Source organism: Pseudoxanthomonas winnipegensis (assembly GCF_004283755.1).
In the GTDB taxonomy this organism is placed as follows: Bacteria; Pseudomonadota; Gammaproteobacteria; order Xanthomonadales; family Xanthomonadaceae; genus Pseudoxanthomonas_A; species Pseudoxanthomonas_A winnipegensis.
Genome location: NZ_SHMH01000005.1, coordinates 269,709 through 282,951 on the forward strand (window position 1 = coordinate 269,709; position 13,243 = coordinate 282,951).

At 69.3% G+C, this 13,243-nt stretch carries 11 protein-coding genes; 1 reads left to right on the plus strand and 10 read right to left on the minus strand.

The genetic code is table 11. The annotated features are described in order from the left end of the window. Positions 1 to 38: 38 nt before the first annotated feature. From eutC to yidD, 6 genes are all read right to left on the minus strand, one after another. On the minus strand, positions 39 to 869 hold the full coding sequence (gene eutC, locus EAT51_RS11575; protein ID WP_130561652.1) for an ethanolamine ammonia-lyase subunit EutC: 831 nt from the start codon (positions 867 to 869) through the stop codon (positions 39 to 41). Beyond that, on the minus strand, positions 866 to 2,257 hold the full coding sequence (locus tag EAT51_RS11580; RefSeq protein ID WP_130561653.1) for an ethanolamine ammonia-lyase subunit EutB: 1,392 nt from the start codon (positions 2,255 to 2,257) through the stop codon (positions 866 to 868). The genes eutC and EAT51_RS11580 overlap by 4 nt, the downstream gene beginning before the upstream one ends. A gap of 25 nt (positions 2,258 to 2,282) precedes the next feature. Further along, entirely contained in the window at positions 2,283 to 3,647 is a 1,365-nt protein-coding gene (eat, locus tag EAT51_RS11585) for an ethanolamine permease (protein WP_130561654.1), read from the minus strand. 365 nt (positions 3,648 to 4,012) lie between these two features. After that, a complete protein-coding gene (locus tag EAT51_RS11590) occupies positions 4,013 to 4,861 on the minus strand; it encodes a M23 family metallopeptidase (RefSeq protein ID WP_130561655.1) in 849 nt (282 codons plus the stop codon). Beyond that, positions 4,858 to 6,210: a dihydroorotase gene (locus EAT51_RS11595; protein ID WP_130522677.1), complete on the minus strand. Its 1,353-nt coding sequence runs from the start codon at positions 6,208 to 6,210 to the stop codon at positions 4,858 to 4,860. Before EAT51_RS11595 ends, EAT51_RS11590 begins: the two co-directional genes overlap by 4 nt. Then, positions 6,195 to 6,479, minus strand: a complete 285-nt coding sequence (gene yidD, locus EAT51_RS11600) for a membrane protein insertion efficiency factor YidD (RefSeq protein ID WP_130518129.1) — start codon at positions 6,477 to 6,479, stop codon at positions 6,195 to 6,197. The genes EAT51_RS11595 and yidD overlap by 16 nt, the downstream gene beginning before the upstream one ends. 99 nt (positions 6,480 to 6,578) lie before the next feature. Between yidD and dksA the strand changes: the two genes are divergently transcribed. Beyond that, positions 6,579 to 7,568: an RNA polymerase-binding protein DksA gene (gene dksA / locus EAT51_RS11605; RefSeq protein ID WP_130518131.1), complete on the plus strand. Its 990-nt coding sequence runs from the start codon at positions 6,579 to 6,581 to the stop codon at positions 7,566 to 7,568. Between the two features lie 143 nt (positions 7,569 to 7,711). On the opposite strand, the gene metH is transcribed toward dksA, so the two are convergent. Genes metH through EAT51_RS11625 form a run of 4 tightly spaced genes read right to left on the minus strand, consistent with a single transcriptional unit; the run spans position 7,712 to position 13,133 of the window. After that, positions 7,712 to 10,477 (minus strand): methionine synthase, encoded by a 2,766-nt coding sequence (gene metH, locus EAT51_RS11610; protein WP_130561656.1) that lies wholly within the window; start codon positions 10,475 to 10,477, stop codon positions 7,712 to 7,714. Continuing rightward, positions 10,477 to 11,079 carry a short chain dehydrogenase gene (locus EAT51_RS11615; RefSeq protein ID WP_130518135.1) on the minus strand — a complete coding sequence of 201 codons (603 nt, stop codon included), beginning with the start codon at positions 11,077 to 11,079 and terminating at the stop codon, positions 10,477 to 10,479. The genes metH and EAT51_RS11615 overlap by 1 nt, the downstream gene beginning before the upstream one ends. 7 nt (positions 11,080 to 11,086) lie before the next feature. Next, on the minus strand, positions 11,087 to 12,193 hold the full coding sequence (locus tag EAT51_RS11620) for a homocysteine S-methyltransferase family protein (RefSeq protein ID WP_130561657.1): 1,107 nt from the start codon (positions 12,191 to 12,193) through the stop codon (positions 11,087 to 11,089). Between the two features lie 10 nt (positions 12,194 to 12,203). Further along, positions 12,204 to 13,133 (minus strand): ArsR/SmtB family transcription factor, encoded by a 930-nt coding sequence (locus EAT51_RS11625; protein WP_130561658.1) that lies wholly within the window; start codon positions 13,131 to 13,133, stop codon positions 12,204 to 12,206. Between the last annotated feature and the right edge of the window lie 110 nt (positions 13,134 to 13,243).

A 13,243-nucleotide genomic window follows, 5' to 3' on the forward strand; every position in this document is an offset into this window, starting at 1 on the left:
TCCCCGCAACGCCTGCGGTCCGCGGTGCCAAGGTCGCCTCAATCCTTCCCCGGCAACAGGAAGTTGCCCGGTCGCGGCCCATCGCCCTCCAGCAGCACCGGCGTCTGGGCCTCGTCCTTGAGCTGCACGCCGGAGAGCTGGCGGCGCATCGCTTCGCCCATCAGATAGGCGAGCTTGTGCATGGCCGTGTCGTAGGACAGGCCGGCGGCGCGGATGTTGGAGATGCAGTTGCGCGCCGCATCGGTCAGGTCCACGCGCGGGGCGAAGGTCAGGTAGGCGCCCAGGCTGTCGGGCGAGCTCAGGCCCGGGCGCTCGCCGATCAGCGTCACGCACAGGCGCGCGCCGAGCCGTTCGGCGATCTCGTCGCCCACCGCCACGCGGCCCTGTTCGACCACGCAGATCGGGGCCAGCGACCAGGCCTGCGTGCGCGCGTGGTCGCGCAGGCGCTGCAGCATGGGCGCGGCATGGGTGTGCACGGCCAGGGCGGACAGCCCGTCGGCGACGACGATGCAGACATCGCAGCTGCGCGCCTTCAGCGCCGCGTGGGCGCGCAGGGCCTCGGCCGAGGCGTCGTCGAGGCGACGGCCCAGGTCCGGACGCTGCAGATAGGTCTCGCGGTCCGCGGCGGCGCTGTGCAGCAGCAGCACGTCCAGCGCCAGCGCGCCGGCGGCCTGTGCGAGCGCCGCGTTGTCCAGCGGCAGATGCACCGCATCGCGGGCCTGCGCATGGGCGAACTGGAACTCCAGCTGCGCGCGCGTCGGCAGGCTGGTGCCGGCGCGGCCCAGGGCGATGCGCGCCGGCGTAAGGCGGCGCAGCGCGGCCCAGGCATCGGGCGCGGTCGGCGAGGGTGGGTCGTCCTGCGCGCTCACAGTTGCGTCAGCGCCTTGCGGAACGGTGCGGGCACATCGCGCCCGAGTTCGAAACGTCCCTCGCGCAGGCGCAGGATCTGCATCTTCTCCAGCCAGGCCTCGAACTCGGGCGCGGCGCGCAGGCCCAGCACCTGGCGCGCGTAGAGCGCATCGTGGAACGAGGTGGTCTGGTAATTGAGCATCACATCGTCGCTGCCGGGGATGCCCATGATGAAGTTGATCCCCGCCGCGCCCAGCAGGGTCAGCAGCACGTCCATGTCGTCCTGGTCGGCCTGCGCATGGTTGGTGTAGCAGATGTCGCAGCCCATCGGCACGCCGAGCAGCTTGCCGCAGAAGTGATCCTCCAGCCCGGCGCGGATGATCTGCTTGCCGTCGAACAGATACTCCGGCCCGATGAAGCCCACCACCGTGTTGACCAGCAGCGGCTTGAACTGACGCGCCACCGCGTACGCCCGCGCCTCGCAGGTCTGCTGGTCCACGCCGTGATGCGCCTCGGCCGACAGCGCGCTGCCTTGCCCGGTCTCGAAATACATCACGTTGGCGCCGACGCTGCCGCGGCCCAGCGCCAGGCCGGCCTCGTGGCCTTCCTGCAGCAGCGCGAGGTTGACGCCGAAGCTGGCGTTGGCGCCTTCGGTGCCGGCGATCGACTGGAACACCAGGTCCACCGGCGCGCCGCGCTCGATCGCCTCCAGCGTGGTGGTGAGATGGGCCAGCACGCAGGACTGGGTGGGGATCTCGTAGCCGCCGATCACGCCGTCGAGCATCTTCAGCAGCTCGACGATGTCGCCGGTGCTGTCGCTGGCCGGGTTGATGCCGATCACCGCATCGCCGTTGCCGTACAGCAGGCCGTCCAGCACGCTGGCGGCGATGCCGGCCGCATCGTCGGTGGGATGGTTGGGCTGCAGGCGCGTGGACAGCCGCCCGCGCAGGCCCAGCGTATTGCGGAAGGCGGTGGTCACGCGCACCTTGGCCGCCACCAGCACCAGGTCCTGCACGCGCATCAGCTTGGATACCGCGGCGACCATCTCTGGGGTCAGCCCCGGCGCCAGTGCGGCCAGGCTGGCCTCGGTCGCGGCCTCGCCCAGCAGCCAGTCGCGGAAGTCGCCGACGGTCAGGTGCGCGACCGGCGCGAAGGCCGCGGCGTCGTGGCCATCCATGATCAGCCGGGTGACCTCGTCGTCCTCGTAGGGGATCACCGCCTCATCGAGGAAGTGCCGCAGCGGCAGCTCGGCCAAGGCCATCTGCGCGGCCACGCGCTCGCGGTCGGTCTGCGCCGCCACGCCGGCCAGGCGATCGCCCGAACGCGCCGGCGTCGCCCGCGCCAGCAGGGTCTTGAGATCGGCGAAGCGCCATTGCGCCCCGCCCACGCTGTGGACGAATCCGCTCATTCGGGCAGCATGCCGATGGGCGGATTCAGGCCGCGTCGACCGCGCGGTCCGGCTGCGGGCCGCCGCCGCGCAGGCTCAGCCGGCACACGCCCATGCCCAGTGCCATCAGCAGCACGAACACGCCGGCGATCTGCGGGTTGAACCACACCATCGCCACCAGGCAGACCACCGCCAGCAGCAGCGCGATGCCCGGCACCACGGGGTAGCCCGGCGCGATGAAGCTGCGCGCCAGCCCGGGTTCGCTGCGACGCAGCTTGAACAGGCTCAGCATGCTCATGATGTACATCACCACCGCGCCGAACACCGACATGGTGATCATCGCCGCGGTCAGGCTCATGCCCTGCAGGCTGACCAGCCCGTCGCTGTAGATCGCCGCCACGCCGATCAGACCGCCGGCTAGGATGGCCCGGTGCGGCGTGCGGAAGCGCGACAGCTTCGCCAGCCCGTGCGGCAGGAAGCCGGCCCGCGCCAACGCGAAGAACTGGCGCGAATAGCCCAGGATGATGCCGTGGAAGCTGGCGACCAGGCCGAACAGGCCGATCCACACCAGCATGTGCAGCCAGGTCGAGCTGTTGCCGACCACCGCCTTCATCGCCTGCGGCAGCGGATCGTTGATGTTGCTCAAGGCGCGCCAGTCGCCCACGCCGCCGGCGAACAGCATCACGCCGAACGCCAGCACCACCAGGGTCAGAATCCCGGCGATGTAGGCGCGCGGGATGGTGCGCCTTGGGTCCTTGGCCTCTTCCGCGGCCATGGCCGCCCCTTCGATCGCCAGGAAGAACCAGATCGCGAACGGGATCGCCGCGAAGATCCCGGCCAGCGCCGCGGCGCTGAAGCGGTCCGAGCCCGCCCAGCCACCGGCGGCGAAGTTGGCCAACGAGAAGCCCGGCGCGACCACGCCCATGAACACCAGCAACTCCAGCACCGCCAGCACGGTGACCACGACCTCGAAGGTGGCCGCGATGCTCACGCCCAGGATGTTCAAGCCCATGAACACCACATAGGCCCCGACCGCGGCCAGCTTGGGATCCAGCGCGGGGAACTGCACGTTGAGATAGGCGCCGATGGCCATCGAGATCGAGGGCGGGGCGAACACGAATTCGATCAGCGTGGCGATGCCGGCGACCATGCCGCCGGTGGCACCGAACGCGCGCCAGCTGTAGGCGAACGGACCGCCCGCGTGCGGGATGGCGGTGGTCAGCTCGGTGAAGCTGAAGATGAAGCAGGTATACATCGCGGCCACCAGCAGCGTGGTGACCAGGAAGCCCAGCGTGCCGGCCACGCCCCAGCCGTAGCTCCAGCCGAAGTACTCGCCGGAAATGACCAGCCCGACCGCGATGCCCCACAGGTGCAGCGTGCCCAGCGTGGGCTTGAGTTGCTCGTTGGACATCGCGCATCTCCAGGGGGGAAGGGCTGTGGCGCTGCGAGCGATGCGCCGCGCCGCAAGCTTGGGCGAGGTCGCAGCACCGCAGGCCACGCATCGCGACCCGGATCCACGCCACAAGGCCGCAGACGCCGGGCGCTGACGATCCGGTTATACCGGCAATGCCCGGCCGGTGGGCCGACAGCGAAGGGTAGGGGGTAGGCCGGCGCGCTATGACACCAGGCTTCGCCGCCGCTGTATTTGAATCTGTGGGAGCCGCCATGGCGGCGATAGGGCTTTACCAGTAGAGCCCCCATTGCCGCCATGGCGGCTCCCACACCTTGCTCGGCGGTCAGGAGGCCTCGCACGCCCGAGACGACAAGCCGCAGGCCTTACTTCCCGCGCTCCAGCACCAGCAGCGGATCGATGCGCACATCGAACCAGTTCATGCCCCAATGCAGATGCGGCCCGGTCGCGCGCCCGGTGGCGCCGACCGCGGCGATCACCTGGCCCTGCCGCACCACATCGCCCACCTTCACGTCGATGCGCGAGAGATGCAGGAAGTTGGAGCTCACACCGAAGCCATGGTTCAGCACCAGCGTGCCGCCGGTGAGGTACAGGTCGGGCGCGGCGAAGGTCACCACGCCGCCGGCCGGCGCCTTGACCGGCGTGCCGGTCGGCACGGCGATATCCATGCCCGAATGCCCGGCGGGCGAGGGCTGGCCGTTGTAGACCCGGGCATTGCCGAAGCGCCCGCTGATCCGCCCCTGCACCGGCCAGATGAAGGGCGTGGCGAAGTCGGTGCGGTCATCGTCGCGCGCGCGCACCGCCGTCACCGCGGCCTGTTCGCGCTCGATGCGCGCGGCGATCTGCGGCGGCGGGTTGACGGACTTGGGCGGGACGCCGTTGACGCGCTCGGTCGGCCAGTCGCGCGGCGTCACCGCGATCTCGACGGTCTGCGCAACCGCGCCCGGCGCGCTCACCTGCACGCGCAGCGGCCCGGTCTCGTTGCGGCCCACGCCGAACACCACCGTGCCATAGCCGCTCACCCGCAGCGTGCGTCCGCCGTAGCGCACCACGCTGCCTGGCGCGACCTTGCCGAACACCAGCGCGCCCTGCGACACCGACGCGGGGAAGGTCGCCGCTTCAGCCTGCTGCGCCTGCGCCTGCGAGGCGGGCCCGCCCATGACCGTGGCGCCGCCGGCCAGCGCCAGCAGCGCGGCCAGCCACAGCCGCCTCAACGCTCAAACTCCAGGCGCATGCCGCGCGGCGTACCGACCAGCTGCTCGCCGTTCCACACCATGCGCCCGTTGACCCAGGTCGCGTCGATCTTGTGGTGGAAGGTGGTGCCCTCGAACGGCGACCACTCGCACTTGGACAACACATCCTCGCGCCTGACGGTGAAGTCCTCGTCCTCCACCAGCACCAGATCGGCCCAGTAGCCCTCGCGCAGGAAGCCGCGCTCCTTGATGTCGAACAGCTGCGCCGGCGCATGGGCGAACTTCTGCACCACCTGGGCGATGCTGAGCTTCTTCTCGTGCACCAGCTCCAGCGCGGCCACCAGCGCGTACTGCACCAGCGGCAGGCCGCCGGGCGCCTTGGTGTAGTCGGTCTGGGACTTCTCGTCCAGAGTGTGCGGCGCATGGTCGGTGGCCAGCACGTCGATGACGTTCTCGGCCACGGCCTTGATCAGCGCGACGCGGTCGGCCGGGTCCTTGATCGCCGGATTGCACTTGATCAGGTTGCCCAGGCGCGCGTAGTCGGTGCGGTCGAAGCGCAGGAAGTGGATGCAGGTCTCGGCGGTGATCTGCTTCAGGCGCTTGCCGGCCTTGTCCACCAGCGGCCCGGCGCTGAACAGCGCCAGCTCGTCGGCGGTGGACAGGTGCAGCACGTGCAGGCGCGTGCCGTGCCGCTTGGCCAGCGACAGCGCCAGTCGCGTGGAGGCGATGCACGCCTGGCGCGAGCGGATGTCGGGATGGAACTCCACCGGGATCTCATCGCCGTACTGCGCGCGGTAGCGCGCCAGGTTGGCGTTGATGGTCGGGGTGTCCTCGCAGTGGGTGATGATCGGCACCGGCGCGTCGCGGAAGATCGCGTCCAGCGTGTCCGGATCGTCCACCAGCATGTTGCCGGTCGAGGCGCCCATGAACACCTTCACCCCGGGCGTGGCGCGCGGATCGACGCGCTGGATCTGCGCCAGGTTGTCGTTGCTGGCGCCCATGTAGAAGCCGTGGTTGCCCCAGGCCCGCCCCTTGGCCAGCGCGTACTTGGCCTCCAGCGCCTCGGCGGTGAGGGTGGGCGGGTTGGTGTTGGGCATGTCCATGAAGCTGGTCAGCCCGCCGGCCACGGCCGCGGCCGACTCGGTGGCCAGATCGCCCTTGTGGGTCAGGCCCGGCTCGCGGAAGTGCACCTGGTCGTCGATCATGCCGGGCAGCAGCCAGCGGCCGCCGGCCTCGATCACCGTCTGGCCGGCGTTGATCGCGATCTGCGGCGCGATGCGCGTGATGCGGCCGTTCTCGATGCTGAGATCACCTGTGGTCTCGCGCCCCTCGTTGACCATACGGGCGTTGACGATCACGGTGGCGGGCATCGGCAGGATCCTGAATGCGGTGAGGAGGCGTGGGGCGCGGGCGGCACCGGGTCGTCGCCGCCCGGATGCAGCGGATGGCAGCGGCCGATCCGGCGCAGCGCCATCCAGCCGCCGCGCAGCGGGCCGAAGCGCTCGATCGCCTGCATGGCGTAGACCGAGCAGGTCGGCTCGAAACGGCAGCGTGGGCCCAGCAGCGGGCTGATGAAGCGCTTGTAGCCGCGCAACAGGGCGATGAGTCCGCGTTGAAGCATGGTCCGATGATAAGCCATGGTTTTGCGCGCCTGTGATTGGTGCGGTTGCCGCACCTGTCCGGGTAGGCTATAAAGGCCCGCTTTTCCCGGCCCGGGAATGATTCAAGGACGCTGTTCGTGGCAGCCAAGAAACCCGCAAAAAAGGCCGTCAAGGCCGCCAAGACCGCTGTCGTCGCCAAGAAGGCGGCCGTCGCCAAGTCGCCGGCCAAGGGCGTGGTGGCCAAGAAGGCCGCGCCTGCGCCCGCCAAGAAGACGGCAGGCAAGACCGCACCCGTGAAGAAGGCCACGAACCCCAGCACCGCCGCCAAGACCACGGCGGCGAAGAAGCCGGCGCCCGCGCCGGCCAAGAAGGCCACGGCAGGGAAGGCCGCGCCGAAGACCGCTCCGCAGCCGGCTGCCAAGCCCGCTCCGGCTAAATCCGCTCCCGCCAAGGCGACCAGCCCCAGCAAGGCCCCCGCAGTGAAGACCGCCGCGACATCGGCCCCTGTAGCGTCGGCTGCCAAGGCTGCCCCTGCAAAGAACACAGTGCCCGCTTCCAAGACCCCTTCGAAAACCGAAAAACCCGCCGCCCAGGCCAAGCCCGCCGTTGCCCGCGTGACCGGCAAGATCGCCGTCGCGGTCACCGGACGCACCCCGGAACCCGCCCCCAAGGGCAAGGTCCGCAAGGTCGAGTACACCGTCGATGAGGCCACCGGCCGCCCCGTGCTGCCGGCCGGCTACAAGCCCAAGGCCGACGAGGAATACATGGGCCCGCTGCAGTTGGAGTACTTCCGCCAGCGCCTGCTGCAGTGGCGCGCCGACCTGGTCGAGGAATCCAAGCAGACCATCGAGAACCTCAAGGACGAAGTGCGCGACGTCGGCGACGAGGCCGAGCGCGCCACCCGCGAGACCGAGAACTCGCTGGAACTGCGCACCCGCGACCGCTACCGCAAGCTGATCGGCAAGATCGACAGCACGCTCAAGCGCCTGGACGCCGGCGACTACGGCTACTGCGTCGACACCGGCGAGGAAATCGGCCTGGAGCGCCTGGAGGCGCGCCTGACCGCCGAGCGCACCCTGGACGCGCAGGAGCGCTGGGAGCACCTGCAGAAACAGCAGGGCGACTGACGCCTGACCCGATTGTCATCAAGAAGCCCCGCTAACGCGGGGCTTTTTTTATCGATGAACGATGCGAGCTTTGTGGGAGCCGCCCTTGTGGCCTCTTTGGCCAATGGCGGCGATGAAGCTTTCCCAGCGAAGCTCCATCACCGCTACTCCGGGTCGTAATCCAGGTTCGAAGCCAGCCAGCGTTCTGCCTGGGCCAGATCCACGCCCTTGCGCCGGGCGTAGTCGGCGACTTGTTCCTTGGAGACGCGGCCGACGACGAAGTACTGCGCGCCGGGGTGGCTGAAGTAATAGCCGCTCACCGCCGCGGTGGGCAGCATGGCGAAACTCTCGGTCAGGGTCATGCCGGCGTTCCGGGGGGCGTCCAGCAGCTCGAACAGCAGGCCCTTCTCGCTGTGCTCCGGGCAGGCCGGATAGCCGGGGGCAGGGCGGATGCCGCGGTACTTCTCGGCGATCAGCGCGGCGTTGTCGAGCGCTTCGTCGGCCGCATAGCCCCAGAACTCGGTACGCACACGCTGGTGCAGGCGTTCGGCCAGGGCCTCGGCCAGGCGGTCGGCCAGGGCCTTGAGCAGGATCGCGTTGTAGTCGTCGTGGGCGGCCTCGAAGCGCGCCACGTGCGGCTCGATGCCGATGCCCGCGGTCACCGCGAACGCGCCGATCCAGTCCTGCTTGCCGCTGTCCTTGGGCGCGATGAAGTCGGCCAGGCAGAAGTCCGGACGATCGGCCGGCTTGTCGACCTGCTGGCGCAGGAAGCGCAGGAAGTGCCGGGATTGGGGATTCGGGATTGGGGATGGGGCTGGCTGCGTTGAATCTCCAATCTCCAATCCCGAATCCCGGTGGTCCCCCACGACCACCTCGACATCGTCGCCCACGCTGTTGGCCGGCCACAGGCCGAACACGGCCTTGGCGGTCAGCCATTTCTCCTCGACGATCTGCTTGAGCATGGCCTGCGCATCGCGGAACAGCTCGCTGGCCTGCGCGCCGACCACGGCGTCGGTCAGGATGGCCGGATACTTGCCGAACAGCTCCCAGGCGTTGAAGAACGGCGTCCAGTCGATGCAGTCCACCAGCTCGGCCAGCGGATAGTCGTCCAGCACGGTGATGCCCAGGCGCCTGGGCGCCGGCGGGGTGTAGTGATCCCAGCCGCCGTCGAACTTCTGCCCGCGCGCCTTGGCTAACGTGACCAGCCGCTTGGCGTTGCCGCGATTCTTGTGGCGCTCGCGGATCTCGGCGTAGTCGGCGTCGTTGGCGGCGACGAAGGCGCTGCGCATGTCGCGCGAGATCAGCGACTGGGCCACGCCCACCGCGCGCGAGGCGTCCTTGACCCAGATCGTCGGCGCGCTGTAGTGCGGGTCGATCTTCAGCGCGGTGTGCGCGCGCGAGGTGGTGGCGCCGCCGATCATCAGCGGCATCTCGAAGCCCTGGCGCTGCATCTCGCGCGCCACGTGGGTCATCTCCTCCAGCGAGGGGGTGATCAGGCCGGACAGGCCGATGATGTCGGCATTCTCGGCACGGGCGCGGTCCAGGATGGTCTGGGTCGGCACCATCACGCCCAGGTCGACCACGTCGAAGTTGTTGCAGGCCAGGACCACGCCGACGATGTTCTTGCCGATGTCGTGCACGTCGCCCTTGACCGTGGCCATGATGATCTTGCCGTTGGACTTGCCCACATCGCCGGTGCGCAGCTTCTCCTCTTCGATGAAGGGCAGCAGATAGGCCACCGCCTTCTTCATCACCCGCGCGGACTTCACCACCTGGGGCAGGAACATCTTGCCGGCGCCGAACAGGTCGCCGACCACGTTCATGCCGTCCATCAGCGGGCCTTCGATCACATCCAGCGGACGCGCGGCCTGGGCGCGCGCCTCCTCGGTGTCGGCCTCGACGTAGGCATCGATGCCGTTGACCAGCGCGTGGGCGAGGCGGTCGCGCACCGACTTCTCGCGCCAGGCCAGGTCCTCGACCCGCTTCTCGCCCTTCTTGCCCTTGTAGCGTTCGGCAATCTCCAACAGGCGCTCGGTGCCGTCCTTGCGGCGGTTGAGGATCACATCCTCCACGCGCTCGCGCAGCTCCGGGTCCAGGTCGTCGTAGATCGGCAGCGCGCCGGCGTTGACGATGCCCATGTCCATGCCGGCCCTGATGGCGTGGTACAGGAACACCGAGTGGATCGCCGCGCGCACCGTCTCGTTGCCGCGGAAGGAGAAGGACACGTTGGACACGCCGCCGGACACGTGGCAGTGCGGCAAGGTGTCCTTGATGATGCGCGTGGCCTCGATGAAGTCCACCGCGTAGTTGTCGTGCTCCTCGATGCCGGTGGCCACGGCGAAGATGTTGGGATCGAAGATGATGTCCTCGGGCGGGAAGCCGACCCGCTCGGTGAGGATGCGGTAGGCGCGCGTGCAGATCTCGACCTTGCGCGCGCAGGTGTCGGCCTGGCCGGTCTCGTCGAAGGCCATCACCACCGCGGCGGCGCCGTAGCGCAGCACCTTGCGCGCGTGTTCGATGAAGGCGTCCTCGCCTTCCTTCAGCGAGATCGAGTTGACCACGCCCTTGCCCTGCAGGCACTGCAGGCCGGCCTCGATCACGCTCCACTTGGAGCTGTCCACCATCACCGGGATGCGGGCGATGTCCGGCTCGGAGGCGATCAGGTTGAGAAAGCGCACCATCGCCTGCTCCGAGTCGATCAGGCCCTCGTCCATGTTGACGTCGAGGATCTGCGCGCCGTTCTCCACCTGCTGGCGGGCGACCTCCACCGCCTCCTCGTAGCGCTCCTCCTTGATCATCTTGCGGAACTGCGCGCTGCCGGTGACGTTGGTGCGTTCGCCGACATTGACGAACAGCAGCTGCGGGGTGATGACCAGCGGTTCCAGGCCGGACAGGCGGGTGTAGCGGGGCGAGGGTGCAGCAGTGGACATCACCAGACCTTGTAAATCTGTCCGGTCTGCACGCCCTCGATGCTGCGCTGGAAGGCCAGCGCCGCGCGGGCGGCGGGGACCGGCTCGAAACCGGGGAAGAAATCGGCGTAGGCGTCCCACGCCTCGGCCAGGACCGTGGGGCTGACCGCGTTGATGCGCAGGCCGCGCGGGAGTTCGCAGGCCGCCGCGCGCACGAAGCCCTCCACCGCCGCGTTCACCGCGGTGGCGTTGACGCCCTGGGCGATCGGCTGTTCGGCCAGGATGCCGGTGGTCAGCGTGATCGAGCCGCCGTCGTTGAGATGCCGCTGGCCCAGCAGCGCCAGGCGCACCTGGCCGAGCAGCTTGTCCTGCAGGCCGCTGTCGAACTGGGCCGCGGTCATCTGCGCCAGCGGGCCGAAATGCACGTTGCCGGTGGTGGAGACGATGGCGTCGAGGCGGCCCACGCGTTCGAACAGTGCCAGCACGCTGGCCTCGTCGCGCAGGTCGACCGGGTGGGTAGCGTCGTGGCGCGAGGCGGCGATCACCTCGTAGCGCGGCGCGAGCAGAGCCTGCACGGCACGACCGAGCGTGCCGCTGGCCCCGATGAGCAGGACCTTCTTCATGCCCATCTCAGGCCGCCTGCGCCAGGCGCTGCGGCAGCTGGCGCGGCGCGATGCCGGCCACGACCTCGGCGATGGCGCGGATGTGGTCCGGCGAGGTGCCGCAGCAGCCGCCGACCAGGTTGAGCAGGCCGGCGGTGGCGAACTCGTGCAGCGTCTCGGCCATTTCCTCCGGCGTCTCGTCGTACTCGCCGAAGGCGTTGGGCAGGCCGGCGTTGGGATGCGCGCTGACATAGCAGTCCGCCACGGTCGCCAGCGTCTCCACGTGCGGGCGCAGATCCTTGGCGCCCAGCGCGCAGTTCAGGCCGATCGACAGCGGGCGGGCATGCATCAGCGAGGTGTAGAACGCCTCGGCCGTCTGCCCGGACAGCGTGCGCCCGGAGGCATCGGTGATGGTGCCGGAGATCATCACCGGCAGCCGCGCGCCACGCCCGTCGAAGGCTTCCTCGATGGCGAACAGCGCGGCCTTGGCGTTGAGCGTGTCGAAGATGGTCTCGACCATCAGCGTGTCGGCGCCACCGTCGATCAGGCCTTCCACCGCCTCGCGATAGGTCTGGCGCAGGGCCTCGAAACTGGTGTTGCGAAACCCCGGGTCGTTGACGTCCGGGCTGATCGAAGCCGTGCGGCTGGTCGGCCCCAGCACGCCGATCACGAAGCGCGGCTTGTCCGGGGTTGTGGCCTCGATGGCGTCGCAGCACTGGCGGGCGATGCGCGCGCCTTCCTTGTTCAACTCGTAGACCAGGTGTTCCAGGTGATAGTCGGCCTGGCTGACGGCGGTGGCGTTGAAGGTGTTGGTCTCCAGCAGGTCGGCGCCGGCCTCCAGGTAGGCCGTGTGCACGCCGGCGATGACCTGCGGATTGCTGAGCAGCAGCAGATCGTTGTTGCCCTTGAGGTCGTGGCCATGGTCGCAACCCGGCCCATGCGCGTGATCCTGCGCCTGAAGGCTGTCGAAGCCGCCGGCGAAGCGCTCGCCGCGGTAGTCGGCCTCTTCCAGCCTGTGGCGCTGGATCATGGTGCCCATCGCGCCATCGATGATCAGGATGCGGCTGGCCAGCGCGTCCAGCAGCAGCTGGGTGCGGGCCGGGTTGAGCCAGGGCAGGGATTGGGTGGTACTCATGCGGCGCTCCTCACGGCTTGATGCCGGTCAGCGAGATGACTTCGAAATGCGGCGGGCGGCGTTCGCGCGTGACCACCTGCAGGCTGGCCACCTGCAGGCCGCTCTTCTCGGCGAACCGGCGCAGCTCGGCGTCGGTGAAGCCCAGATTGACGTGGCCGTAGGCGTTGACCACCGACTGGTGCTCGTGCCGGCCCAGGCTGGACAGCAGCAGCTTGCCGCCCGGGCGCAGCACGCGTGCGGCCTCGGCCACGGCCTTGGCCGGGCGCTGCGAATAGGTCAGCGCATGCATCAGCACCACCAGGTCGAAGGTGCCGGCCTGGAACGGCAGCGCATGCATGTCGCCCTCGCGCACCTCCACATTGGGGAAGCGGCGCAGGCGTTCGCCCGCGGCGGCGACCACACGCGCACTGGTATCCACGCAGACATAGCGGTGCGAATGCGGCGAGAGCAGCTCGGCCAGCACGCCGTCGCCGGAGGCGATGTCGAGCACGTCGCCGGTGTGCAGCAGCGGCAGGGCGGTGCGCGCCAGCGCCTCCCAGGTGCGGCCCGGCGAATAATGGCGCTCCATGTCGCCGGCCACGCTGTCGGCCCAGTTCTGCGTGGCGGCGCGTGCGGCCAGCACCTCGGCCACGCGCTCGGCGTCCTGGCGCAGCAGCGGGTCGTCGCTACCGGCGCGCAGGCTGCGCCACAGCTCGCGCTGGGCCGGATCCAGGTTGTCCTCGTCGAAGCGGTAATACGCCGACACGCCGGCGCGGCGGTCGCGCACCAGGCCCGAATCCTTGAGCTTGGCCAGATGCGTGGACACCCGCGGCTGGGCCAGCCGGGTGATGGCCGACAGCTCGGCCACGGTCAGCTCCTCGCCGGCCAGCAGGGCCAGCAGACGCACGCGGGTGGCGTCGGCGAAGACCTTCAGGCGCGCCGACCAGGCTTCCAGATCCATATTTATCTCTATATCAAGATATGGAGATATTTTGCCGGCGCTGCCGCCCCCGGTCAATTCCATACGCAACCGCATGGTGGTTCGCTACAATCGTTGCCATCACCCAATGG